Genomic DNA, 24,630 nt, shown 5'->3' with positions numbered 1-24,630 from the left:
CAGAACCACGACTACATGCAGGCAATCTGACTGCTCAGAGGGCCTTCTGCTTGTAGAGGTCACACAAAGGAGTCACCTGAGAGCCACCTCACATTCATGAGTGGCGCATGCCATCCTTGGAGTGACACGGACCCTGAGCCGGCGGCCCGTCCCGAGGATCTCGACCGCCGGATCCGCGCTGACGACCCCGCGCACCGGCCAGTCCCAGACGATCTCCAGTGGCTCCCCGGTACGCGGCGGCTCGCTCACACAGAGGGTAGCGGTACGCCCCCGGCGCCGTACCAGCACGCTCGCGCCCGCCGAGGCGCTCAGCGGGCCCACCGTGCCGGCCACCCAGAAATTCGCGGCCGTCAGGCCGAGGGACCGCACCTGAACGGCCTGGCAGCCGGCATCGTTGGCGAGGACGCACAGCCAGTCGCGGTCCGCCGCACGGGCCGCGACATCGCCGCGCGAGGCGCCGGGCATCAGGAGATAGGCGTACGTCGCCCCGGCCGGGTCCGTGCCATGGTCCAGCCAGAGGGTCTGCCAGCGCCGGGTGCGCCGTTCGGTGGTGCTGGTGGTGTTGATGTCGGACCAGGCGCCGGTGCGGTCCTCGCGGAGGGTGCGCAGGGCCGACGTACCGCCCGGGAACACCCACCCTCCGTGGCCCTCGAGATGAGCCCATCCGGGGGCGACGGTGAACCGCTGCGTGCCGCCCTCCCCCAGGTTGCGATTGTCGACCACCGTCTCCACGGGCACGCCGTCGGTGGCGGTGATCCCCGCGCCCAGGCAGATGAGGGCATCCGCGACGCAGAACCACGACTTGCGGGCTTCGAGGGTGGAGCCGAGCCCTTTGAGGTGCTGTCCCACGGCCGCGTACGTGCCGTCCGTCGCGCCGCCGACCCAGCGCACGGCGGGCCTCGCCGCACCCCACTCTCCGCCCTCTCTGTCGGCAAGTCGCTTGGTGGACACGGTCGTTCCGGGCAGCCGGTACCAGTCCACGGTGGGCCAGAACCAGTCGGTGTATTGATCGAACCGCCCCGAGTGCCCGTCGGCCCACCACAGCGTCATCCCGGCACCGGTGTGCCAGCCGCGCGGGTTCTCCCCGTTGCCGCACTCGTAGTGCGCGATCCGCTCGGAGGCCATGGAGATGCCTGCGGCGAACCCCGGGCCGCGGTGCACGGCGCGGTCCATGGCCGCGAAGAGGTGGTGTCCGGCGGTCTCGGGTGCGGGCTCCGCGGCCGAGTCGGCGATGGTGTGCAGCCGGGCCAGATCGGCGACCCCGAACTGGGGCGCCGTGCGGATCGGGGTCACCGTGTCCCGCTCGATCCACCCCTTGATCAGCCCGTGCCAGCGCTTCCGCTCGGCCGCGCTCGCTCCCCCGGCCAGCAGCGCGATCGCGGCGATCAGGCCCTGCCCGTGGAAGTGGTCGCTGCGCATCACGTGCCGGTCGTCGCTCTTCAGGTACCCCCGGCTGATGGCCCGCCCGTTGACGCTGTCCATCACCAGCCCGTCGTGGACGAGCGGGGCGTACGCGTGCTCGACGCTGTCCAGGACGATCTGCCGGTTCGGGTCCGTCACCTCCCAGGTGGATCCGGCGAGCAGCGCGAACAGCCGCCCGAGCCCGTCCAGCATGACCTGGCCGTACGTCCCCGAGTACGCGACCCAGGTGTGCTGCACGAACGAGCCGTCCGCGTACAGCCCGTCCCCCGTCGTCACGTACGGGAAGACGGGCGAGAGCGCGTCCCGGGCGAGCGCGATCCTGTCGGGGGCCCGTCCGATGACGCCGCGCAGCGCGACGGACCGGCACAGGTCGACGCGGTTGGCACCGGTGGAGGTGCCCGAGTAGTCGCGGAGCATGGTGTCGGGGATGAAGTGGTCGACGGCGGCGCAGGCGGCCTCCCGCTGAGGCCGGGTCAGCTCGTCGTGCAGGGCGGCGACGATGTCCATGAGGAGGCGAGGGCTGCCGATCTGCCACTCCCACCAGTTGCCGTAGCGGGTGGTGGAGGGGTTGTAGACCGTCGCGGAGAGGTGGTCGAGGCCGCTGAGCACCTGCGCGAGGAGGGTCTCGTCCCCGGTCGATCCGGTGCCCTCCTGGACGTACGCCTGCGTCATCGTCCACAGCCTGCTGTAGCTCTGGGTGATGCCGGAGGGCGGGTCGAAGGGGTAGCCGGGCCAGAGGGATACGGCCGTCGGAGCCATCGTCGCGCCGAAGCCGCGGGCGAGTTCGCCGGTTTCGCGCAGACGGGAGGCGTAGGGCTCGGCCGTGGGGTCGTAGCCGGTGCCGAGGGCGATGTCGAGCCAGCGGTGCCGGAGTTTGGTGTATTCGTCATCCTCGTCGGCGGCCCCGGCGGGGGGTGCCGCGGCCGCCAGAAAGGCGGCCGCGAGCAGGAACGTACGACGAGTGGCCTTCACGCCTAACAGCCGCCACAGTTGTAGTAGAGGACGTCCCAGTGGCTGCCCTCGTCGGCGTAGATGTTGCCGGAGCCGGACTTGTACTGCGGGGCACCGTCGCCGCGCAGGCCGATGTAGGTGAAGTTGTTCTTGATGTAGGCGGTGACGCAGGTGTTCTTGCCGTAGTCGAGCTTGTAGCCGTTCCAGTGCGAGTACGTACCGCTCGCGTGGCCGGTCTCGGTGCCGCCGGTGATGTTGAGCGCGCAGCCACTGGCCCGCTTGAGGGTCTGGGCGCCTTGGGCGGTGGCGAGGTTGAGCTGCTCGAAGGACGTACAGGTGGGGTTGTTCCGGTCGGAACAGCCGCCGGACGAGGACCAGGTGATGCCGACCTCGCGGAACATCGAGGTCGCCGTGGCGTGGCTGATCTTGGTGACGGCGAAGGCGTCGGTGGCGGTGCCGACGACCGCGACACCCGGGGCGACGACGAGGGCGAGGGCGGTCAGAGCGGAGCGGAACTTCATGGGGACCCTTCCTGCGGACGACCGTGCTTCCTGTGGGGCGGCTGTGCAGGCGGTGCAGGCGGTGCAGGCGGTGCAGGCGGTGCAGGCGGTGCAGGGAGATGGTGCCCGAGGTCTACGCGCGTCGGCCAGAGGACGAGCGAAATCCACCCCAAGTAACGTCGTGAACACGCTACGGATGATGTTGAAAATTGAACGGAATAGGTCTACTGTCGCCCATGTTGACCTCATTGAAGATTCAACAGAATCGCCTACCCATCCCCCCCAAGGAGCACGTCATGGGCATCTTCGGCCGCAAGAGCGACACCAAGGACACCAGCGTCACCACGGCGGCCACCGCCGTCAGCCCCGACCTGGCCGCGCTGACCGGTGACTACACGATCGACCCGTCACACTCGTCGTTCGGCTTCGTCGCGCGCCACGCGATGGTGACGAACGTCAAGGGAAGCTTCCAGGACTTCGAGGGCAGCCTGCACCTGGACGGCACGGACCCCTCCAAATCCACGGCCGCCATCGACATCAAGATGGAGAGCGTCGAGACCGGGTCCGCGGACCGTGACGGCCACCTGAAGAGCTCCGACTTCTTCAAGGTCGACGAGTTCCCGACGATGACCTTCCGCTCCACCAAGGCGGAGGCCCTGGGCGGCGACGACTACCGGATCACCGGTGACCTGGAGATCCTCGGCACGACGAAGCCGATCAGCATCGACCTGGAGTTCAACGGCTCCGCGAAGGACCCGTTCGGCAACGAGCGCGTGGGCTTCGAGGGCAAGACCGAGATCCTGCGCTCCGAGTGGGGTCTGACCTGGAACGCGGCCCTGGAGACCGGCGGATTCCTCGTCTCCGACAAGATCAAGCTGAACTTCGACATCTCGGCGATCAAGAACGCCGGCTGAGCCTTTCGCTCCTGTCGGCACCCTGAGCGCGCCCGCCTTCCCATTCCCCCGTATCCGGAAGGCGGGCGCTCCGGCATGTCCGGACGGCTGCCCGTCCGCGCGGGTGCTACTTCACCCGCCGCCCCACCTCCAGCTTGGAGATCACGGCGCGCAGCCGTGCCGCCCTGATCTCGGGCTTCCCGGAGCAGGAGCCTGTCCTCGCCGAGGATCTCGAACTCCTCGCCGGACGGCGTGGCCATGAACGGGAGCTCCTCCGGACGGTGCAGGGCCTCGTCGCCGACCGCGTGTCCGTAGAGACTCGTCATGCCTTTCATCGTGTCTCACGGCGAGGCGGTGGATCGGGTTCCGCCCGGCGAACCGTCAGAAGCCGCCGCCGAAGTCCCCTCCCCCGCCGAAGTCGCCGCCTCCGCCGTCCCCGAATCCGCCGCCGAAGTCACCGGGGTCGAAGTCGGAGCCCGAGACGTCGCCGCCGCCGTAACCGCCGCCGCCGAAGTCGCCGTAGCCGGAGCCGTAGTCGGCCGCGTACGAGGGGCTGGACATCACGCTGCCGAGCAGCGTGCCGACGAGGAGGCCGGGCAGCAGGCCACCGCCGAAGTAGCCGCCGGCCCAGGGGCCGTAGGCCGGGCCCGCGTCCCAGTACGGGCGGCGGCCGTAGTCCGTGTCGACCTCGCGGATCGCAGGGTCGGCGCCGTCGGCGAGGCGGGCCCGGTCCGCCGCGCAGACCGGGACCTGGCGAAGTGCGCCGCCGACGGGCGTCCAGGCGGCGTCGGCGACGGACGGGCCGTGGCGCGGGTCGAAGAAGCACGGGGCGCGGCGCTCGGGGATGGGCCGGCCCTCGCGGCGCGCGGCGAGCACCGCGAGCGAGAAGCGGCCGTCCTCCAGGGACTGGGTGACGGCTCGTACGTCCTCGGGGCGCCGGGCCGCGGCCATGGACGACTTCGCCTCCTCGTAGGCGTCCAGTGCGCGCTCGTAGTCCGCGCGCATCGCGTCGTCCGCGCCCACCTCCGCGGGGTGGAAGTCGAGCCGGTCGAGTTCCTCGCCGAAGGCCGTGATGTCCTCGTCCACGACCACGCGGAGCTTGTCGAGCGCTGCCTGCTGCTCCTCCTCCTTGCGGCGACGGTTGCGGCGTACGAGCGTGTACGCGCCCGCGCCGCCGGCCACGACCACGGCGGCGACGGTGATCAGGGCGCCCGCGGAGACGCCGCTTCCCGTGTCGCCGCCGCTCCAGCTCGCGGGGGCCGAGCCGCCGATGTTGGTGAGCGCGCGGTCCGTGAAGTCGTACAGCTGGGTCTTCGCGGGTTCGCCCTGGACGCTGGTGACGAGGTTCTGCACGCCCGTGCGGGACATCACCGAGGAGTCGGCCCGCGCGTCGAAGCGGTCGCCGAGCCTGATGGCGTACAGGCCGGTGATGCCGGTGGCGGTGCGCAGATTCTGGAAGAGGTTCTGGGCGGGGAAGCCGGCGGGGAATACCGCCACGAAGATGGGCTTGTCCGCGTTTTTGATCTTCTTCGCGAGGGAGTCGGCATCCGTGGCCGACAGCTGGGCGGAGGCGGCGGGGTCCACGTATACCGGGCTCTTGCGGAGGGCTGCGGCGACGGTGTCGACGCTGGTGGCCGCGTGGGCGCTGGGCGCGCCGACCGCGAGTACCGCCAGGGCGGCGAGGGCCAGCGCGATCAGCAGGCCCGGGAGTGCTCGGGTGAATGCGGCCTTCATGTCTTCGAAGCTACCCGAAGGGGCGCAAATGTGGACATCGGGGCCGGTGGGAGTGGTCACGGTGGGGTGCCCGGAGGGTTTCTTCGCCCCCTCCGCCCCTACCCGTCCCGTACCTGAGGGCTGTGCCCCCAGACCCCCGCCAAAAGATCGCGCAGTTCCCCGCGCCCCCAAAAGGGGCGCGGGGAACTGCGCGACCAGCCGCGAGAGCCTGGCCTCAGCTCGCCAGGTAGGCCTCCTTCAGCTTCGCGACCGCGGCCGCGTACCGTCCCGTGAGCAGGAGATGGTCCGCGTCGGCGAAGGGCTTCGCGGTCGCGGGAGTGATGGTGGAGCCGAGCTTCCGCTGGACGAGGAGCCGGGCCTTGGTCACGGCGGCGCGGCCGGCTTCGGACGCACCGGTTCGGTCTGCCGCCTCGGCGACGAGGGCGAGGACCTTCAGGGTCGAGGTGCCCCCGGCCGGCACCTTCGTGAGGGTCGTGAGGCCCCAGCCGTACGGGAACTGGGGATCGTAGGACGTGTCACCGACGTTGATCGGCAGTTGGGACTCGGACTTCGGCCAGGTGACGGGGAGCTGGCCGGTCAAGGCCCGCTTCCCGTACAGCACGTCCGCGACACCGTCGCCTTCCGTGCCCGGCAGCCAGGAGGCGACGAGCGCGTCGATCGAGCCCAGGCGGTCCCCTACCAGCTGCGGCCGGCCGGAGACGATCAGGACCACGCACTTCATGGCGCCGCACACCTTGTCGACGGCGGCCTTGTCGGCGGCGGTCAGCTCCAGGTCGTTGCCGTTGCCGACGTCACCGACACCCTCGGCGTACGGGGTCTCGCCGACGACGACCACACCCACGTCGTAACCGCCCGTCGGCGCCGAGGCGTCCTTCGAGTAGGTGACGTCACCGCCGGCCCGACGCATGCCCTCCAGGATCGTCGTGCCGTCCGTAATGGGACCCGACGAGCCCTGCCAGGTGATCGTCCATCCGCCGGTCTGGTTGCCGATGTCATCGGCGTTCGATCCGGCGACATACACCTTCTGGGATTTCCTGAGGGGGAGCACGCCTCCCGCGTTCTTGAGCAGGACCTGGGACTCGGCCGCCGCCTGACGGGCCACGGCCCGGTGCTCCGGCGAGCCGATCCGAGCGGCACCCGTGGTGTCCGCATACGGCTTCTCGAACAGGCCGAGCTTGAACTTCTGCGTGAGGATGCGCGCCACCGCGTCGTCGACCCGGCTCTCGCTGATCCGGCCCGCCCCCACCTCGTCGATCAGTGTCGTACGGAAGTCCTTGTACGCGTACGGGACCATGATCATGTCGAGGCCCGCATTGACCGACGTACGGACGTCGGACGCGTAGTCGCCCGGGATCTGGTCGATGGCCGCCCAGTCGCTGATGACGAAGCCGTCGAAGCCCATGCGGTCCTTGAGCACGCCGTTGATCATGTCCGCGCGGGCGTGCATCTTCACCGGGCCCTGGCCGTCGCCGAGGATGTCGAGCGAGGAGTAGGAGGGCATGACCGAGCCGATGCCCCGGTCGACCGCCGTCTGGTACGGGGAGAGGTGGATCGCTTCCAGCTGCTGCCGGGTGACCTTGGTGACGCCCTGGTCGATGGTGTACGAGCCCGTCGTCGACGAGCCGTACGCCGTACCGCCGTCGCCGACGAAGTGCTTCGCCGTGGCCAGCACCTTGTCGTCGTCCTTCAAGTCCTTGCCGCTGGCGGCACCTTGGAGGCCCTGGATGATCGTCTCCATCGACTTGACCAGGGCCGGGTCCTCGCCGAAGGACTCGTAGGAGCGGCCCCAGCGTTCGTCGCGGGTGACGCACAGGCAGGGGGCGAAGTCCCAGGGAATTCCGGTGGCGCGGACCTCGGCGGCGGTCACGGCGCCCGCCTTCTGGGCCAACCCCGGATCACGGGTCGCGCCGATGCCGATGTTGTGCGGCATGATCGTCGAGCCGACGAGGTTGTTGTGACCGTGCACCGCGTCCACGCCGTAGATCAGCGGGATCTGGAATCTCGTCGCCTGGGCGCGGAGCTGGAAGGAGTCGATCATCTTCGCCCATGCCCCGGCGGTGTTGGGCGTCGGGGTCGAGCCGCCGCCGGACAGGAGCGATCCGAGGTCGTACGCCGCGATGTCGCCCTGGGCCGTGAGCGCCCCGCGCTCGGCCTGGGTCATCTGCCCGGCCTTCTCCTCCAGGGACATCCGGGAGACGAGGTCGGCGACCCGCTTCCGCACGGGCAACTTCGGGTCCAGATACGGCAGTCCGTGGGCGTCGATGACCACCTGCGGGGTCTCGGCGGGGGCCTTCGCGCCGGTGACCGTGAGTTTCAGGGGGATCGTCTCGGCGGATTCGGCGGACTTGTCCTTCAGCGCGGACACCTGGATCGTGCGCGAGGTGCCGGAGGCCGTACCCGCCGGGAAGGTGATCTGGCCCTTGACCGGCGTGTAGTCCTTGCCGGACTCGGCGGTGCCGCCCGCGCTCTCGTACGCGACGGTCACCGGCTCGTCGATCGGGGCGGCGCCGGTGGTGGCGACGGAGATCTTCACCGCGGCCGTGCCGCCCTCCTTCACCGGGTACACGGCGGAGTCCGTCATGACGGATGCCCGCAGGGACTGGTCGGCCTTGCCGTACAACTCGACGTCGTCCATGGCGAATTTGCCCTTGACGCCGACGGGGAGGGTGACGGCGTATCCCCACATCTGGGTGAGGCCAAGGACCTGATCGATGCCGCCGACGGGCTGGTAGTCCGTGCGATAGGTGAAGTCGGTGAAGGGGATCTCGATCTGTTTCCAGCCGGTGAAGTCGTCGGTGAAGGACGTCGTCCACAGTTCGGAGGCCTCGCCGTTGGCGCCGCCGTCCTTGATCTCGAAGGCGACCTTCTTGGCGTTGTTCTGGCCGTCCCACCAGAAGCGGATGCCCTTGTGGGCGGACCAGTCCTGGGCCGGCTGGGCGTAGGCGAAGTCATGAGTGAAGCCGCCGTAGCCGCTGATGTCGTAGCTGCCGGTGAGGACCTTGGCCCCCTCGGGGGCGTCGGACCGTGCGGTCAGGGCGAGTTGGGGCGGATCGTCGGTGTCGCTTCCCCAGGCGAAGATGCCGTCGGCGGGCGGATTCGCGAACGGGACCTCGCCCTCGAAGGTGTCGACGAGGACCGGGGCCGGGTCGTCGGCCCCCGCGGCGGCTCCCGCGGAGGCCAGGGGCAGCAGCCCGGTGAGCAAGGCGGCGGAGGCGAGCAGGGCGGTTCTTCGCATGGACCTTCCCTCGACTCTCGGAAATCCACTTCAGGGTTCTTCAGTACGCTTGCGACTCAATAGTCTTACGACTTAGATCCCGGCGTGAGTTAACTGGCGCCCCGGGAACCCGTCAAGACTTCACGTCAGAACCGGTACACAGCCAATGTGCGGCGGGATCAGGGCAGTTGTTCCTTCAGCCTGTGAACGCGCACCCCCTTGACGCGCGTCCGCAGCCGTCATTTACTCACGCCTCGCATGCCCCACTCCCCCACCCCCAGAAGGGCTGCGCACATGAGGCTCCTGAGACGACCCACCCGGACAGCACGGCTGCTGCTGGCCGGGCTGCTGACGACCGCGGGGCTGACAGCCGTCGGCTCCGCTCCCGCGCACGCCGCGGGCGAGCAGGTCACGGCCTGGCTGACCACGACCGACGACAGCGGCGGACGCCATGTCGTGCGCGGCTTGCAGGCGCAAACTCCCTTCGCCTTCCAGTCCGGCAGCGGCGGCAGCGGCGAGAACATCAGCGTCGACGAGAACACCCGGTATCAGACGTTCACCGGCGGCGGCGCGTCCTTCACGGACACCGCGGCCTGGCTGATGAACAGCAGCGGCGCGCTGTCGCAGAGCACACGCAACGCCACGATGACGAAGCTGTTCTCACCGGCCGACGGCATCGGCCTGTCCTTCCTGCGCAATCCGATGGGCGCCTCGGACCTCGCCCGGTACGGCTACACGTACGACGACGTGCCGGCCGGGCAGACCGACCCGAACCTCACCCAGTTCTCGATCGCACACGACCTGGCGGACGTGGTGCCGCTGACCAGGCAGGCCCTCCAGCTGAACCCGTCGCTGACCGTGATGGCCTCGCCGTGGACGGCGCCGGCCTGGATGAAGGACAGCGGGTCGCTCAACGGCGGCTGGCTGAAGGCGGAGGACTACGGGGCCTACGCCTCGTACTTCGTGAAGTACCTCCAGGCCTACCGCGACCAGGGCGTCCCGGTCTCGTACGTCACCGCGCAGAACGAGCCGACGTGCTGTTCGGGGTACCCCTCGATGAGCTGGAACGCCTCGGGTCTCGCCTACTTCACCAAGAGCGAGCTGCTGCCGAAGCTCCAGGCGGCGGGGCTGTCCACCAAGGTGCTCGCGCACGACTGGAACTGGGACGTGTACGACTCGTACGCCGCCCAGACGGTCGACGACGCGGCGGTGCGCTCGCACCCGAACTTCGGCGGGATCGCGTGGCACGGCTACGGCGGCGACGTCACCAAGCAGACGACCGTGCACAACCAGTATCCCTCGCTGGACGCCTTCGGTACCGAGCACTCGGGCGGCACCTGGATCGCCAACCAGCAGCGCGAGGACATGCTCAACATCGTCGACTACACCCGGAACTGGGCGAAGTCGGTGACCAAGTGGTCGCTGGCGGTGGACCAGAACATGGGCCCGCACAACGGCGGTTGCGGCACCTGTACCGGTCTCATCACGGTCCACAACGGTGACGGGCAGAGCGGGACGGTCGACTACACCATCGAGTACTACACGATGGGGCATCTGACGAAGTTCGTACGGCCGGGCGCACAGCGCATCGCGTCGACCGCGAGCTCGTCCGTCCCGAACGTCGCGTGGCGCAACCCGGACGGTTCGAAGGCACTGATCGCGTACAACGACGCGTCGACGGCGAAGACGGTGACCATCAACTGGGGCTCGCAGCACGCGACTTACTCCCTGCCGGGCAAGACGTCGGCCACGTTCACCTGGTCGGGGACGCAGGCCGGCGGCGCCGAACAGTCAGGATCCTTTGTCGGGCTCGCGGGCAAGTGCCTGGACGTGGCGGGCGGTTCGAGCGCGAACGGCACCGCCGTACAGCTCTACGACTGCAACGGCTCGACGGCCCAGATCTGGACGGTCAAGGCCGACGGCTCGATCCAGGCGCTGGGCAAGTGCCTCGACGTCACCTCGGCGTCCACGGCCGACGGCGCGAAGGTCCAGCTCTACGACTGCAACGGTACGGGCGCACAACGCTGGTCGTACAACTCTTCGACCGGGGACGTGGTCAATACTGCTGCCAACAAGTGTCTCGACGTGACGGACAACTCGTCGGCGAACGGGGCGCGGGCGCAGATCTGGAGCTGCACGGGGGCCGCCAACCAGAAGTGGCGGCTGCAGTAGGCACACGGCCGGGGTCCTCGCCCCCACCGCCCCTACCCGTCCCGTACCGGGAGCGCCGCCCCCGGACCCCCGCTCCTCAAACGCCGGAGGGCTGAAAATCAGCCCCTCCGGCGTTTGAGGCACAGGCCGTTCAGGCCGAAGCGTGGAGCCCGGGCGGCTTACGCCGCCGGCTCCACCCCGGCCCGCAGCAGGCCGTACGTGTACGCGTCCTCCAGTGCCTGCCACGACGCCGCGATGACGTTCTCGGCGACGCCCACCGTGGACCACTCGCCGGCGCCGTCCGAGGTGGAGATCAGGACGCGGGTCGTGGACTGGGTGCCGTGCTTGCCCTCCAGGATGCGGACCTTGTAGTCGACGAGCTCCAGCTTGGCGAGCTGGGGGTAGATCTTCTCCAGGGCGACGCGGAGGGCGCGGTCGAGGGCGTTGACCGGGCCGTTGCCCTCGGCGGTGGCGACGATGCGCTCGCCCTTGGCGAAGAGCTTGACCGTGGCCTCGTTGGCGTGGATGCCGTCGGGGCGGTCCTCGACGATGGCGCGCCAGGACTCGACCTCGAAGTACTTGCGGTCCTTGCCCTCGGCCTCGGCTCGGAGGAGGAGTTCGAAGGACGCGTCGGCCGCCTCGTAGGTGTAGCCCTGGAGCTCGCGCTCCTTGACCCGCTCGACGACCCGGGCGACCAGCTCACGGTCGCCGCTGATGTCGACGCCGAGTTCCTTGCCCTTGAGCTCGATCGACGCGCGGCCCGCCATGTCGGAGACGAGCATCCGCATGGTGTTGCCGACCTGCTCGGGGTCGATGTGCTGGTACAGGTCCGGGTCGACCTTGATCGCGGAGGCGTGCAGGCCCGCCTTGTGCGCGAAGGCCGAGACGCCCACGTACGGCTGGTGCGTGGAGGGGGTGAGGTTCACGACCTCGGCGATCGCGTGGGAGATGCGCGTCATCTCGCGCAGGGCGCCCTCGGGCAGCACCTTCTTGCCGTACTTCAGCTCCAGGGCCGCCACGACCGGGAACAGGTTCGAGTTGCCGACCCGCTCGCCGTAGCCGTTCGCCGTGCACTGCACATGGGTCGCGCCCGCGTCGACGGCGGCGAGGGTGTTGGCGACCGCGCAGCCCGTGTCGTCCTGGGCGTGCATGCCGAGCCGGGCGCCGGTGTCGGCGAGGACCGTGGCGACGACCGCCTGGACCTGGGCGGGGAGCATGCCGCCGTTGGTGTCGCAGAGCACGACCACGTCGGCGCCGGCCTCGGAGGCGGCGCGGACCACGGCCTTCGCGTACTCGGGGTTCGCGCGGTAGCCGTCGAAGAAGTGCTCGCAGTCGACGAAGACCCGGCGGCCCTGCGCGCGCAGGTACGAGACCGTGTCACGCACCATCTCCAGGTTCTCGTCGAGGGTGGTGCGCAGAGCCAGCTCGACATGCCGGTCGTGGGACTTGGCGACGAGGGTGATCACCTGGGCACCGGAATCCAGGAGCGCCTTGACCTGCGGGTCCTCCGACGCCTTGCCGCCCGCCCGGCGCGTCGCGCCGAAGGCCACCAGCTGGGCGTGCTTGAAGTCGATCTCCTGCTGGGCGCGGGCGAAGAACTCGGTGTCGCGCGGGTTGGCGCCGGGCCAGCCGCCCTCGATGAAGCCCACCCCGAAGTCGTCCAGGTGCCGTGCGATGGCCAGCTTGTCCGCCACCGTGAGGTTGATGCCCTCACGCTGCGCGCCGTCGCGCAGGGTCGTGTCGAAGACGTGGAACGAATCGTCGAGCTCGCTGGTTTCGGTCATGGTGTTCGGCTCCTGATGTTGGATCTCGGTCTGTACCGGAATGACCGGCTCCACCGTCCACCCAATAATCCCTCGCGCTCTCCTCCCGGCTTGAGGTGGGCCAGGAAAACGAAAAACCTCTCGCGGGTGCGAGAGGTCTGCGCGCGGGTCGAGGACGACGGTGTCCGCCCGTACGTGGTGGTACGTGGCGGTCACTGCGGACCGGCGCGCCTGCTGCCAATAATCATGGCGAACGAGAGCACGGGGGCAGTCTGGCACAAGTCGCCCCCGCGCTCACCGTCCGTCTCAGGATGCGAGCACTCGGTTGATCACCGCAGGTGGCGGACGAACGCGTCGGTGTCGTTCGGCCCGCCGGCCTCCTCCGTGGTGAAGGCGACGACTCGGCCCTCCCCCATCGCCGGGTCGTAGGACGCCCCGTCCAACCGCAATGCGCTCGTTTACGTACAACCCGGGCGGCTCGTCATGCGTCCGCGAGCCCCGGCCGCCCCAGCGACTCGTCCAGGAACTCCCGTACGTGGGACAGGATTTGGCCACGATCGGTACCCCGCAGACCGATGGCCACATGGATCGCGAACCCGTCGAGGAGCGCGCGCAGCCGGGCGGCGAAACGGTCCGGGTCGACCGCGCGGAACTCGCCGCGCGAGACGCCCTCGGCGATCAGCGCCACCAGGTCCCGGTGCCAGGCGCCCTCGATGGCGACCTGGCGCTCGCGGGCGTCATCGTCGGCGTTCTGCGAGCGGTTCCAGACCTCCAGCCAGAGCGTCCAGTGCGGGTCTCGGTGACCGTCGGGGACGTACAGGTCGACGTACGCGTCGAGGCGTTCGCGGGCGGTTCCCCGGGCGGCCAGCAGTCGGCTCCGCTCGGCGCCGAGGCGGCCCTCGCTCCACTCCAGGGTCTGCAGCAGCAACTCGTCCTTGGAGCGGAAGTAGTAGAGGAGATGCCCGCTGCTCATGCCGACCTCGCGGCCGAGCGCCGCCATGGTCAGCTTCTCCAGACCGCGTTCGGCGATCATGTTCATGGCGGCGACGAGCACGTCCTCCCGCGGTGGCGCGTTCTTTCGCGCACCGGCCATCCGTGCCTCCTGTCGTTCCTCAGACCTTCGGCTGCTGCTGGGTGATGCAGTGGATGCCACCGCCGCCCGCAAAGATCGTACGTGCGTCCACCAGTGTCACGGTCCGCTCCGGGAACAGCCGGCGGAAGATCCCGGCCGCGATCTCGTCGCGCGGGTCGTCGAAGGCGCAGAGCACGACGCCGCCGTTGCAGAGGTAGTGGTTGATATACGAGTAGTCGGCCCAGTGGCCGTCGGCCTCAAGGACGGTCGGGGCGGGCACCTCGACGACCTCGATACGGCGGCCGCGCGCGTCGGTCTGCGCGCCGAGCAGCCCGATGATCTCCTTGCTGACCTCGTAGTCGGGGTGCGCCGGGTCCTGCTGGGAGTGCGCGACGATCACACCGGGGCGCGCGAAGGCGGCGACGATGTCGACATGGCCGAGCGTGCCGAAGACGTTGGGGGTCCCCCCACGCCTTTCAGGCAGCGGGGGAGGATAGTCGCCGGTCAGTCCGCGCGGCAGCCAGATCGCCTTGCGGGTGCCGAGCTGGGCATGGATCTCCGCCTCTACCTGCTCGCGGGTCCAGTCGGGGTTGCGCTCGGGGCCGAGCTGCACGGTCTCGGTGAGCAGCACGGTGCCCTCGCCGTCGACGTGGATCGCACCGCCCTCGTTGACCAGTTTCGAGGCGTACGTCCGTGCTCCGGCGAGGTCGGAGACGTACGCGCCGATCTTGGAGTCGTGCTCCCAGCGGGCCCAGTCCTGGGCGCCCCAGCCGTTGAACGTCCAGTCCACCGCGGCGAGTTCGCCCTTCCCGTTGGTGAGGAAGGTGGGGCCGATGTCACGCATCCAGGCATCGTCGAGTTCCCGTTCGACGGTCTCGATGCCGACGCCGAGGAGCTCGGAGGCTTCCTGGGACTCTCCCGGACCGCACACGACCGTGACCGGCTCGAAGCGGCGGATCGTTCGGGCCACCGCCGCCCAGGCCGCCCGCGACTCGGCGAGGTCGTCCGGCGTGTCGAAGGTGGGGTTGGAGCCCGGCCACGCCATCCAGGTGCGCTGGTGCGGGGTCCACTCGGCGGGCATTCGGAAGCCGTGGGCGGCAGCAGACATGGGTGATCCTTAAAGGAAGTACAGGCGGTTGAGAGATACGCAGTCGGCGGGTTCGGAGTGCAGCGGGTCGCCGTCGAGGGTGACCAGGCCCGTGCGCTGGTCGACGTCGACCGCTCCGGTGCGGGAGTTGAGCCGCAGGTCGGCCGGGCCGATGCCGCGGGTGCCACGCACGGCGACTCGCCGGCGGCGCGTCGGCATGCGGTCGTTGCCCTGGTCGAGCGCGGCCTGCGCGACGAAGGCCACCGAGATCTCGGCGGGTGTCGCGCCGTGCGCCCCGAACTGCGGCCCCAGGACGAGGGGTTCACAGGTGTCGGTGGCGGCGTTCGGGTCGCCGACGACTCCGTACGCCGGGAAGCCGGACTTCAGCACGAGCTGCGGCTTGGCGCCGAAGTACTCGGGCCGCCACAGCACGATGTCGGCGAGCTTGCCGACCTCGATGGAGCCGACCTCGTGCGCGAGGCCGTGCGCGATGGCGGGGTTGATGGTGAGCTTGGCCATGTAGCGCAGGACGCGTTCGTTGTCGTGGTCCTCGGGGGCCCCGAACTCGGCCTTCATCTTTCCGGCCATCGCGAAGGTCCGGCGTACGGTCTCACCCGCCCGCCCCATGCCCTGCGCGTCCGACGAGGTGATGGCGATCGCGCCCAGGTCGTGCAGCACGTCCTCGGCACCCATCGTGCCGGCCCGGATCCGGTCACGGGCCATGGCCGCGTCGCCCGGCAGATCGGTCTTCAGGTCGTGGACGGAGACGATCATCCCGTAGTGCTCGGCGACCGCGTCCCGGCCGAAGGGCAGGGTCGGGTTGGTGGAGGAGCCGATGACGTTCGGAACTCCCGCCATCTTCAGCACATTCGGTACGTGACCGCCGCCGCAGCCCTCGATGTGGAAGGCGTGGATGGTGCGGCCTTCGAGTACCCGCAGCGTGTCCTCGACGGACAGGCATTCGTTCAATCCGTCGCTGTGCAGGGCGACTTGGACGTCGTGGTCCTCGGCGACCCGCAGGGCGGTGTCGAGCGCGCGGGTGTGGGCGCCCATGTCCTCGTGGACCTTGAAGCCGCTCGCGCCGCCCTCGGCGAGGGCCTCCACCAGGGGCGCGTCGGAGGACGACGAACCCCGGCCCAGGAAACCGATGTTGACCGGCCAGGCGTCGAAGGCGCTGAAGGCGTGGCGCAGCGCCCAGGGTGAGTTGACGCCGACGCCCCACACCGGGCCGAACTCCTGGCCGATGATCGTCGTCACGCCGGAGGCGAGCGACGCTTCCATGACGCGCGGCGACAGCAGGTGGACATGCGTGTCGACGGCTCCGGCGGTGGCGATGAGCCCCTCGCCGGACACGATGGACGTGCCCGTGCCGACCACGACGTCGACGCCGTCGAGGGTGTCGGGGTTTCCGGCCCGCCCGATGGCGCAGATCCGCCCCTCGCGGATACCGATGGAGACCTTGCGGATCCCCTGCGCCGCGTCGATCACCACGACATTGCTGATGACGACGTCGCAGGTCTCACGGACGGCGGCGGCCTTGAGGTGCAGCCCGTCGCGCGCGGTCTTGCCGAAGCCGGCGAGGAACTCGTCGCCGTGCTTCTGGGCGTCGGACTCGACGCGGATCGTCAGCCCGGAGTCGCCCAGGCGGACACGGTCGCCCGCACGCGGACCATGGGTGGCGGCGTACTCGTAGGGATTCATCGTTGCCCAGCCCCCTCGGTCCCGAGATATCCGCAGGCGGCGGCCCTGCGCAGGGCCTCCTCCTTCGCCCCCGGCGCGTCCAGCGGCCCGTCGACCAGACCGGCGAACCCGATCGCGATCCGTTCGCCGCCGATGGGCAGCAGCCCGACCTCGACGCTCTCGCCGGGCCCGAAGCGGACGGACGAGCCGGCGGACACGGCGAGCCGCATGCCGTAGGCCGCCGCCCGGTGGAAGTCGAGCCGCGGGTTGGCCTCGAAGAAGTGGAAGTGGGAGGTGACGGAGACGGGCACGGTGGCCGTGTTCCGCACGAGGAGCCGCAGGTCCGCCTCGGGCTCGGTGTGCTCCGGCCCAGGCAGCAGCGCGCCAGGAGCCCGGTCCCCGAGGCCGCCGCCGATGGGGTCGCTGACGACCGCGAGCCGTGAACCGTCGTCGAAGACGGCCTCGACGTGCACCTCGCTGACGACGTCCGCGACGCCCGGCAGCACATCGTCGGGGCCGAGCACGGAGCGGGCCGCCTCGATGGCCTCCGCGAGCCTGCGCCCGTCGCGGGCGGCCTCGCAGACGGTGTCCGCGATGAGCGCGGTCGCCTCCGGCACATTGAGCCGGAGGCCGCGCGCCTTGCGGGCTCGGGCCAGTTCGGCGGCCGAGAACAGCAGCAGCCGGTCACGTTCCGTAGGGGTCAGTCTCACGCCACGACACCTCCTTGCCTTCCTCACTTTAGAGCATCACTCTAAATGGCAGATTCGTGAATGGGAAACATTGACTAGCCACCTTCGAAGACGTCACATTGAACGTCGCTCAAACATCTAGGCGGCCGATCGAAGGAGACCAGCCATGCCGATAGAACAGCGCGGGGTCGACACCATCCCGGACGAGGAGCGCACCAGCGGTCCGCGTGACCTGATGTCGATCCTGCTCGGGTCCAATCTGTGTCTCGGCGTGATCATCTTCGGCTGGCTGCCACCGTCCTTCGGGCTCGGCTGGTGGGCGTCGGTGAGCTCGATCGTGGCGGGCACGGTGCTCGGCACGGCGCTGACGGCACCGCTGGCCCTGGTGTCGCTGCGCACCGCGACCAACCTCTCCACCTCCTCCGGCGCCCAGTTCGGGGTACGCGGCCGTCTGGTCGGCTCGGTCGTCGGCCTGCTCCTCGCGCTCGGCTACACCGCGCTGACCGTGTGGATCGGCGGCGATGTGATGGTGGGCGTGCTGAACCGCCTGTTCGGACTGCCGGTGTCGGGAGTCTCGTACGCGGTGGTCTACGGACTGCTCGCCGCGGCGACCGTGGCGGGCGCCGTGTACGGCTATCGGGTGCTGCTCGCGATGTCCCGCGTTCTGGCGATCGGCATGACGGCCCTGCTGGTCGTGGGCGTGATCGCGTATGCCCCGCACTTCACCACCTCCGCGCTCCCGGAGACCGGCGGCTATCTGCTCGGCTCCTTCTGGCCGACCTGGCTGCTGGCGGCGGTGGCGGCGGGCCTGTCCGGTCCGATCGCCTTCATCACGCTGCTCGGCGACTACACGCGCTACATCTCGCCGGCCCGCCACTCCTCCCGCACCGTCCTGCACGCCACCTGGCTCGGCCTGATCGCCGGTCTCCTCGTCCCTCAGCTGTTCGGCACCTTCACGGCCTACGCGGCCCGCGCGGCCCTCGACTACGCGGGGCCGCTGGTCTCCGCCTCCCCCGCCTGGTACCTGATCCCGCTCCTGCTCGCCGCCTCCGCGGGCTCGGTCGGCAACGCGGGTCTGATGCTCTACTCCATGGGCCTCGACCTCGACGCGATCCTGCCCCGCGCCTCGCGCGCCCGTGCCACCTACACCGTCGCCATCGTTGCCACGGTCTGCGTCTTCGTCGGCCACTACGCCTGGGACGCGCAGTCCGCGATGACGTCCTTCGTACTCCTGCTGACCGCGATCGGCACCCCCTGGGCCGTCATCACCCTCATCGGCTTCGCCCGCTGCCGCGGTGTCTACGACCCCGACGCCCTCCAGGTCTTCAACCGCCGCTCGCGGGGCGGCGTCTACTGGTACCGCGGCGGCTGGAACGTCCAGGCCGTGGTGTCGTGGACCCTCGGCGCGTGCACCGGCCTGTTGGCGGTGTCGCTCCCCTCGTACGAGGGTCCGCTGCTGTCACTGACGGGCGGGGTGGACTGCAGTTTCTTGCTGTCGGGGGTGGTGGGCGGGGTCGTCTATCTGGCGTTGACTTCGCGAGCGACTCAGCCAGCGGTCGGCTCCGACGCGGGCTCGGTCTCGTCCAGGTCCGAGAGCCAGCGCAGTTCGACGGCGTCGTAGCGCAGAGGGCCGTGCCGGAAGCGGGACAGGTCCAGCTCCAGGAGCTTCTTGTACGCGGTCTCGTCGAGATACGGGCCGAGGACGATGTCGAGCCCGGTCGCGGAATCCTGCAGCACGATGGCCCTCCGTCGCGGTGGAGCGGGTTGGGACGCAGGTGCGGTGACCTCCGCGCGACGGAAGACCTTGGCCACGGCGGACCGCAGTGCCCGGTGAGCGTCCTCGGCGAACTTGCCGCCGAGGCCGCTGAGGAAGGCATGGAGGGGGAGGGCCACGAGCACCAGCCACTGGAGCTGGTCGGTGGTGCGCCGGGGTGGGACGGCTCTGGCCCGTGTGGTGATGCCCAGGTCGGTCAGCGTTTCCACCAGGGGGTCCGCGGTGTCGGCTTCGTAGGGCCCGTACACGAAGAGCCGTGCGGTCACAGGCGGTTCAATGGTCATCGCTCACCTGCCTCGGGCTCCCGGACCCGTGTCAGCCAGGACGACCGCCCCTGGTGAACCACCGCGACCGCCTCCCCGTCGGGGGCGAACTCCACTGCGGCAACCTGTTGGGGGGAGGGCCGCACCTGTCGGGCCGTTGCCTTCCCGGTCCGCAGGTCCCAGACGGTCACCACCGACGCGGCAGCCGTGACCAGTCTTGTTCCGTGCCGGTCGTAGGCGAGCGCGTGTACGGGGCGCTTGTGTGCCAGTCGTACTCCTTTGGCACGCGTACGAATGTCCCAGATGCGAACAGTCCCGTCCACGTCGCCGACGGCCAGGCTGTACCCATCGGGGCTGAACGCCAGCGACAGCAGTTCGGCGTTGCTGGACAACTTGGTCAGGTCCTTGTCGCTCCCCCGCTCGCCGACTCCCTGTCCGATGCGGACCCTCAACCCCTCACAGGCCGCCCACTGTCGGCCGTCCGGGCTGAACGCCACCGCGTGCGAGGGTGCCGTCGTCTCGACCCGCAGGAGAGCAGGAGTCGAGCCCGGTAGCGACCAGAGATACAGATTCCTTGACTCCGTCGCCAGGAGCGCCTGCGTCCCGTCATGATTCAGTGCCAGCGCGCACACCCCACCCCACATCGTCTTGTACCGCTGGGTGCCTGACGTGCTCCAGAGGCGCACGTCGTCGCGCGCCGCGGTGGCGAAGTGGGAACCGTCACCGGACAACGCCACGCACCTCACGGGAGTCGGCAGGCCGAACGCGGCGTCCGTGGCCCAGTTCAGCATAGTTCCGTGCTTGACGATGCACTTGGTCTCGCCGCGGAGGTCCGCCACGAAAGCGTGCCGCGCGTCGCATCCGAACGCCACGCTGCCCCGGCCGGCCGCGCAGAGTGCGGCTGCTCGGGCGTCGTGCCAGAGGGGAATGTGCACCTCCTGGGGACGCTGGGCCTGGGCACTGAGTCGCTGCCACTCCTCGGAATCGGCAGCGGGCCTCAGCCCGGGCGAGGCGCCGCGCGACGTACGCGACGCCGAGTCATCCGGGGCGGCGTCCACCGCCGCCGGCCGCACGGCCGCACGCGCCGCCTCGACCACCCCGTCCGGATCCGGATCCTCCGGGCACAGCCGCGCCAGCCGCTCCCCCACCGCCAGCACCGCCTCCCACTCCCCCGCGCCGTGCAGGGCCCGGGCCTCGGCCCGCAACGCCGAGACGTCCCTCGCCCGCCGTGCCGCTTCGAGAAGGGCCGCGGCGTCCTCGTATCCCGGGTCCACCGCCACCACCGTCGCCAGGTGTTCGACGGCCTCTTCCCAGTCACCCGCGTCCGCCGCGCCGGTCCCCGCGGCGTAGAGGCTCACGAGCCTTCGCCCGCGCAGGGCCTCGTCGAGTTTGGCGGAACAGTTCTTGTACCCGGGGTCCGTGGCGAGCACCGCACGAAAGGCCGCAACCGCTTCGTCCCAGCGGCGGGTGTAGAGCGCACCCAGCCCCTGAACGTACAAGTCCTCGCACTCCTCGGCGAAGTGCTGCTCCTCGAAGCGGGCGCGACGGCTGGGCGCGGTCTCCCCGATGTCGAACAGTCGTCCGTCGAGAGACCTCATGTGGAGCACGGGCGTGCCCCACTCCAGCGTGCCCGGGAGGGCCAGTCGTACGGCCTGGCGGGCCTCGGTCACCGCGATGTCGACGGCGAGGCGATGGGTGAGCCCTTCGTAGAAGGTCCGGCTGAACTCGACTGCGGCCCTGTCGGAGATCGGGTACTGCATGGCCAGCGCGGCCGGAATCCCCTCGCGCATGAGGGCGCCCGCGACGCTGGAGAAGGGATCGCGGGTGCTCGACCGCCCGGTCTCACAGGCGTTGAGGACCACCAGGCGCAGTGAGGGTTGCCGGTTGAGGACCATGGCGAGGTTCTCCGCACCCAGGTGGTACGTACCGCCGTCCTCGCCGGTCAGTGCCAGCGTGCCCTCCTGGGCGGCGGCGTCGAAGCCTCCGTGGCCGATGAAATGGAAGACGTGCCAGGGCCCGTTTCCCGGAAGCAGCGCGGCGCGCAGATCCCGCCAGGTCTCACCCCGCGTCCAGCCGAGTTCGATCAGGCCCTCGCGCTCCAGTCCTGCGAGGGTCTCCCGCAACCGTTGTTGCTCGGCCCGGGCCGCGAGCGGCTCCTGGTCGTCCGGGCCGGCGATCATGCACAGCACCCGCAGGGGCGGCTCGACGGCCAGCGGGCGCAGCGGGTCGGTCATCTTCGGGTGCCGGACCAGTGGAATGGTCGGGCATACGTAACTGTTGCGACCCGCGTCGAAGAGGAACTCCCAGGGGAGAGCGGCGAGTTCGGGCGGCTGGACGCGCAACACCAGGCGCAGGGGCCGCTCCTGACGTGCCGCGTGATGGCGGGCCGCGGCCAGCAGAGCCCGTCCCTCGTCGGCCAGCAGCGCGTCGAAGAGGAGGCGGCCGAGTTCCTGGACAGGCTGCTCCTCAGGGGTGGCGCTGCGCCGTACCGGCTCGGAGGAGGCGATCACCACGTGGGGTATCAGGGCGCTCAGGCTGCGCAGCCGCTCCTCGGGCAGTCGCATCGCTGCTGTCGCCTCGCCCCCGTCGGGACCGCGCACCGTCACTGCGTAGCCGTCCGCGCCCCGGGCGCCGATCTCGACCTGGAAGTCGAGTGCGTCCATCCCGATACCACCCCCGTCGTCCCCCAGTGGCAGGAGTTCACCATCCCACGCGGGCGGGGCCTGAGGCGGGGAAACGGCGGGGCCCGCCCCGGTTCACTTCCGGCGCGGACCCGCCATCCACACGTCAGCCCAGCGGATGCATCCACCCGTGCTTGTCCTCGGTGACACCCCGCTGGATGTCGAGCAGAGCCTCGCGCAGCTTCAGGGTGACCTCGCCGGGCTCGCCGCCCGAGTGCTGCCACTCGGCGGCGGTGCGCTTGACCGTGCCGACGGGCGTGATGACGGCGGCGGTGCCGCAGGCGAAGACCTCGGTCAGGGTGCCGTTCTCCGCGTCGCGCTGCCACTGGTCGATGGAGACGCGGCCCTCCTCGGACTCGTAGCCGAGGTCACGGGCGACGGTGAGCAGGGAGTCGCGGGTGACGCCCTCCAGGATGGAGCCGGTGAGGGACGGGGTGATGATCTTGTCGCCGTACACGAAGTACAGGTTCATGCCGCCGAGTTCCTCGACCCACTTGTGCTCGACCGCGTCGAGGTAGCAGACCTGGTCGCAGCCCTTCGCCGCGGCCTCGGCCTGGGCGAGGAGAGAGGCCGCGTAGTTGCCGCCCGTCTTGGCGTCGCCCATGCCGCCGGGCACGGCGCGCACGCGGTCCTCCGACAGCCAGATGGAGACCGGCTTCACGCCGCCCGCGAAGTACGCGCCCGCGGGCGAGGCGATGACGAGGAAGAGGTACTCGTTGGCGGGCTTCACGCCCAGGCCGACCTCGGTCGCGATCATGAAGGGGCGGAGGTAGAGGGATTCCTCGCCGCCGTGCGCCGGGACCCAGTCGCGGTCCTGTTGGACCAGCACGTCGCAGGCCTCGATGAACGTCTCCACCGGCAGCTCCGGCATGCCGAGCCGGCGGGCGGAGGCCTGGAAGCGCTTGGCGTTCTTGTCCGGGCGGAAGGTGGCGACGGAGCCGTCGGCCTGGCGGTAGGCCTTGAGGCCCTCGAAGATCTCCTGCGCGTAGTGCAGGGTCATGTTCGCCGGGTCGAGGGAGAGCGGGCCGTACGGAACGAGCTGGCCGTCGTGCCAGCCGCGGCCCTCCGTCCACTTGATCGTCACCATGTGATCGGTGAAGTGGCGGCCGAACCCGGGGTTGGCCAGGATCGCCTCCCGCTCCGCGGCGGACAGCGGAGTGGCGGAGGGCTTGAGCTCGATCGTGGGCTGCGTCATGAGTAGGTGTCCTTCGTGTGTCCCAGGCGGGCGTGAGTGCAACCCCGTTCTTTCGGCCGGGGGTCCGGGGGTTGTCCCCCGGGAATTGCAGTACCGGTTGTGTGTGAGGGGCCGCGCTCACGCCCACAACTGCCAGTGGCCAGTGTTAGGACGTCCGAGCATTCCCTCATTCCGCGGCTCCGCGTTCGATTATCGCGCGCGGAGGACCGTGGACGAAAACGGCGTGAATGCGACCCCAATGGGATTGCCCAGGGGTTGATGGTGGCACCCGGCGAGGGCATAGGAAAAGCCGCCGGGTGCGGATGCGACCCGGCGGCTACTTCGTTGCGTAAGTGGCGGTGGGGGTCCCCCCACGCCCTTAAGGCAGTGGGGAAGGTCAGCCGGCTACTCGTACGGCGAGCGCGTCGCCGATTTCGCCGGTGCTGCGGGCGGGCTTGCCCACGCGCTCCGCGAGGTCGGCCGAGACGGCGTCCTCGATGCGGGCGGCCTCGGCCTCGTAGCCGAGGTGGCGCAGCAGGAGGGCGACGGACAGGACGGTGGCGCTGGGGTCGGCCTTGCCCTGGCCCGCGATGTCGGGGGCCGAGCCGTGCACGGGCTCGAACATCGAGGGGAACTCGCCGCTCGGGTTGATGTTGCCGGAGGCGGCGACGCCGATGCCGCCGGAGACGGCCGCGGCGAGGTCGGTGATGATGTCGCCGAAGAGGTTGTCGGTGACGATCACGTCGAAGCGCCCGGGGTCCGTGACGAGGTAGATCGTCGCCGCGTCCACGTGGATGTAGTCCGTGGTGACCTCGGGGAACTCCTTGGCCACCCGGTTGAAGACATTCGTCCACAGGTGGCCCGCGAAGGTCAGCACGTTGTTCTTGTGGACCAGCGTCAGCTTCTTGCGCGGGCGGGCCTGGGCGCGGGCGAAGGCGTCGCGGACGACCCGCTCGACACCGAAGGCCGTGTTGACGGAGACCTCGGTGGCGACCTCGTGCTCGGTGCCCTTGCGGATGGTGCCGCCGTTGCCGGTGTACGGGCCCTCGGTGCCCTCGCGGACCACGACGAAGTCGATCTCCGGCTGGCCGGCCAGCGGGGTGGCGACACCCGGCAGCAGCTTCGACGGACGCAGGTTGACGTGGTGGTCGAAGGCGAAGCGGAGCTTCAGCAGGAAACCGCGCTCCAGGACACCGGACGGGACCGAGGGGTCGCCGATCGCGCCGAGCAGGATCGCGTCGTGCTGCTTCAGGGCGTCCAGGTCCGCCTCGGTGAGGGTCTCACCGGTGGCGTGGTACCGCTTGGCGCCGAAGTCGAACTCCTTGGTCTCCAGCTTCACATCCTGCGGAAGGACGGCGGAGAGGACCTTGAGCCCCTGGGCCACGACCTCCTGGCCGATGCCGTCACCGGGAATCACTGCGAGATTGATGCTGCGAGACATGACGGCACCGTACTCCTTGTCCCATGGGATGACACGCGGTGTCCGCCATACGGACATGGTGGAGTGTCGCGGAGGACACTCGTAAGTCTGTGTTCACCCTTACGTATGGCGGCTGTTGGGACTTGCTGGGAAGTTCCCAGT

The 24,630-nt window shown here is 69.9% G+C and carries 16 protein-coding genes; 3 read left to right on the top strand and 13 right to left on the bottom strand.

What is annotated here, in order from left to right; translation table 11 throughout:
- Positions 1-72: 72 nt before the first annotated feature.
- Together ACZ4RZ_RS21245 and ACZ4RZ_RS21240 are read right to left on the bottom strand one after the other, a co-directional pair.
- Entirely contained in the window at positions 73-2,394 is a 2,322-nt protein-coding gene (locus ACZ4RZ_RS21245; RefSeq protein ID WP_467746641.1) for a polysaccharide lyase 8 family protein, read from the bottom strand.
- A 2-nt stretch (positions 2,395-2,396) separates the two neighbouring features.
- Entirely contained in the window at positions 2,397-2,894 is a 498-nt protein-coding gene (locus ACZ4RZ_RS21240; RefSeq protein ID WP_369249404.1) for a hypothetical protein, read from the bottom strand.
- A gap of 275 nt (positions 2,895-3,169) precedes the next feature.
- Here ACZ4RZ_RS21240 and ACZ4RZ_RS21235 point away from each other — a divergent pair, with 275 nt between their 5' ends.
- Positions 3,170-3,787: a YceI family protein gene (locus tag ACZ4RZ_RS21235; protein WP_467746639.1), complete on the top strand. Its 618-nt coding sequence runs from the start codon at positions 3,170-3,172 to the stop codon at positions 3,785-3,787.
- 360 nt (positions 3,788-4,147) lie between these two features.
- Here ACZ4RZ_RS21235 and ACZ4RZ_RS21230 read toward each other — a convergent pair whose 3' ends face one another.
- Together ACZ4RZ_RS21230 and ACZ4RZ_RS21225 are read right to left on the bottom strand one after the other, a co-directional pair.
- On the bottom strand, positions 4,148-5,500 hold the full coding sequence (locus tag ACZ4RZ_RS21230) for a hypothetical protein (RefSeq protein ID WP_467746637.1): 1,353 nt from the start codon (positions 5,498-5,500) through the stop codon (positions 4,148-4,150).
- Positions 5,501-5,714: 214 nt separating this feature from the next.
- A complete protein-coding gene (locus ACZ4RZ_RS21225) occupies positions 5,715-8,735 on the bottom strand; it encodes a glycoside hydrolase family 3 protein (RefSeq protein ID WP_467746635.1) in 3,021 nt (1,006 codons plus the stop codon).
- A gap of 273 nt (positions 8,736-9,008) precedes the next feature.
- On the opposite strand from ACZ4RZ_RS21225, the gene ACZ4RZ_RS21220 reads away from it, so the two are divergent.
- On the top strand, positions 9,009-10,886 hold the full coding sequence (locus ACZ4RZ_RS21220; protein ID WP_467746633.1) for a ricin-type beta-trefoil lectin domain protein: 1,878 nt from the start codon (positions 9,009-9,011) through the stop codon (positions 10,884-10,886).
- Positions 10,887-11,044: 158 nt separating this feature from the next.
- Here the strand turns inward: ACZ4RZ_RS21220 and cimA are convergent, their stop codons facing one another.
- The 5 genes from cimA to ureA form a co-directional block, all read right to left on the bottom strand.
- Positions 11,045-12,649, bottom strand: coding sequence for a citramalate synthase (gene cimA / locus ACZ4RZ_RS21215; RefSeq protein ID WP_467746632.1), 1,605 nt, complete (start codon positions 12,647-12,649; stop codon positions 11,045-11,047).
- Between the two features lie 460 nt (positions 12,650-13,109).
- Positions 13,110-13,721 carry a TetR/AcrR family transcriptional regulator gene (locus ACZ4RZ_RS21210; RefSeq protein WP_467746630.1) on the bottom strand — a complete coding sequence of 204 codons (612 nt, stop codon included), beginning with the start codon at positions 13,719-13,721 and terminating at the stop codon, positions 13,110-13,112.
- Between the two features lie 19 nt (positions 13,722-13,740).
- On the bottom strand, positions 13,741-14,808 hold the full coding sequence (locus ACZ4RZ_RS21205) for an agmatine deiminase family protein (RefSeq protein ID WP_467746629.1): 1,068 nt from the start codon (positions 14,806-14,808) through the stop codon (positions 13,741-13,743).
- Between the two features lie 9 nt (positions 14,809-14,817).
- A complete protein-coding gene (locus tag ACZ4RZ_RS21200; protein WP_467746627.1) occupies positions 14,818-16,488 on the bottom strand; it encodes an urease subunit alpha in 1,671 nt (556 codons plus the stop codon).
- Positions 16,485-17,177: an urease subunit gamma gene (gene ureA / locus ACZ4RZ_RS21195; protein ID WP_467746625.1), complete on the bottom strand. Its 693-nt coding sequence runs from the start codon at positions 17,175-17,177 to the stop codon at positions 16,485-16,487. The genes ACZ4RZ_RS21200 and ureA overlap by 4 nt, the downstream gene beginning before the upstream one ends.
- Before the next feature lie 145 nt (positions 17,178-17,322).
- Between ureA and ACZ4RZ_RS21190 the strand changes: the two genes are divergently transcribed.
- The gene (locus ACZ4RZ_RS21190; protein ID WP_467746624.1) at positions 17,323-18,777 is read left to right on the top strand and encodes a cytosine permease; all 1,455 of its coding nucleotides are present in this window, start codon (positions 17,323-17,325) and stop codon (positions 18,775-18,777) included.
- Here ACZ4RZ_RS21190 and ACZ4RZ_RS21185 read toward each other — a convergent pair.
- The 4 genes from ACZ4RZ_RS21185 to ACZ4RZ_RS21170 all read right to left on the bottom strand — a co-directional run bounded on the left by ACZ4RZ_RS21185 (position 18,702) and on the right by ACZ4RZ_RS21170 (position 24,489).
- Positions 18,702-19,214, bottom strand: a complete 513-nt coding sequence (locus ACZ4RZ_RS21185; RefSeq protein WP_467746622.1) for a hypothetical protein — start codon at positions 19,212-19,214, stop codon at positions 18,702-18,704. The two genes, ACZ4RZ_RS21190 and ACZ4RZ_RS21185, sit on opposite strands and share 76 nt — an antisense overlap.
- Positions 19,211-21,856 (bottom strand): CHAT domain-containing protein, encoded by a 2,646-nt coding sequence (locus ACZ4RZ_RS21180; protein ID WP_467746620.1) that lies wholly within the window; start codon positions 21,854-21,856, stop codon positions 19,211-19,213. Before ACZ4RZ_RS21180 ends, ACZ4RZ_RS21185 begins: the two co-directional genes overlap by 4 nt.
- 124 nt (positions 21,857-21,980) lie before the next feature.
- Complete coding sequence (locus ACZ4RZ_RS21175; RefSeq protein WP_467746618.1) at positions 21,981-23,069, bottom strand: branched-chain amino acid aminotransferase; 1,089 nt, start codon at positions 23,067-23,069, stop codon at positions 21,981-21,983.
- 376 nt (positions 23,070-23,445) lie between these two features.
- Entirely contained in the window at positions 23,446-24,489 is a 1,044-nt protein-coding gene (locus ACZ4RZ_RS21170) for a 3-isopropylmalate dehydrogenase (RefSeq protein WP_467746616.1), read from the bottom strand.
- Positions 24,490-24,630: the final 141 nt, after the last annotated feature.

It is taken from the genome of Streptomyces sp. NPDC027189 (assembly GCF_055566975.1).
This window is presented reverse-complemented; position numbering and strand designations above follow the sequence as displayed.

What these genes read in the sequence shown, in the direction of transcription:
- ACZ4RZ_RS21180 (WP_467746620.1), bottom strand. Translation starts at nt 21,856, where the DNA reads ATGGACGCACTCGACTTCCAGGTCGAGATCGGCGCCCGGGGCGCGGAC.
- ACZ4RZ_RS21230 (WP_467746637.1), bottom strand. Translation starts at nt 5,500, where the DNA reads ATGAAGGCCGCATTCACCCGAGCACTCCCGGGCCTGCTGATCGCGCTG.
- cimA (WP_467746632.1), bottom strand. Translation starts at nt 12,649, where the DNA reads ATGACCGAAACCAGCGAGCTCGACGATTCGTTCCACGTCTTCGACACG.
- ACZ4RZ_RS21170 (WP_467746616.1), bottom strand. Translation starts at nt 24,489, where the DNA reads ATGTCTCGCAGCATCAATCTCGCAGTGATTCCCGGTGACGGCATCGGC.
- ACZ4RZ_RS21240 (WP_369249404.1), bottom strand. Translation starts at nt 2,894, where the DNA reads ATGAAGTTCCGCTCCGCTCTGACCGCCCTCGCCCTCGTCGTCGCCCCG.
- ACZ4RZ_RS21190 (WP_467746624.1), top strand. Translation starts at nt 17,323, where the DNA reads ATGCCGATAGAACAGCGCGGGGTCGACACCATCCCGGACGAGGAGCGC.
- ACZ4RZ_RS21205 (WP_467746629.1), bottom strand. Translation starts at nt 14,808, where the DNA reads ATGTCTGCTGCCGCCCACGGCTTCCGAATGCCCGCCGAGTGGACCCCG.
- ACZ4RZ_RS21225 (WP_467746635.1), bottom strand. Translation starts at nt 8,735, where the DNA reads ATGCGAAGAACCGCCCTGCTCGCCTCCGCCGCCTTGCTCACCGGGCTG.
- ACZ4RZ_RS21220 (WP_467746633.1), top strand. Translation starts at nt 9,009, where the DNA reads ATGAGGCTCCTGAGACGACCCACCCGGACAGCACGGCTGCTGCTGGCC.
- ACZ4RZ_RS21235 (WP_467746639.1), top strand. Translation starts at nt 3,170, where the DNA reads ATGGGCATCTTCGGCCGCAAGAGCGACACCAAGGACACCAGCGTCACC.
- ACZ4RZ_RS21175 (WP_467746618.1), bottom strand. Translation starts at nt 23,069, where the DNA reads ATGACGCAGCCCACGATCGAGCTCAAGCCCTCCGCCACTCCGCTGTCC.
- ACZ4RZ_RS21185 (WP_467746622.1), bottom strand. Translation starts at nt 19,214, where the DNA reads ATGACCATTGAACCGCCTGTGACCGCACGGCTCTTCGTGTACGGGCCC.
- ACZ4RZ_RS21210 (WP_467746630.1), bottom strand. Translation starts at nt 13,721, where the DNA reads ATGGCCGGTGCGCGAAAGAACGCGCCACCGCGGGAGGACGTGCTCGTC.
- ACZ4RZ_RS21200 (WP_467746627.1), bottom strand. Translation starts at nt 16,488, where the DNA reads ATGAATCCCTACGAGTACGCCGCCACCCATGGTCCGCGTGCGGGCGAC.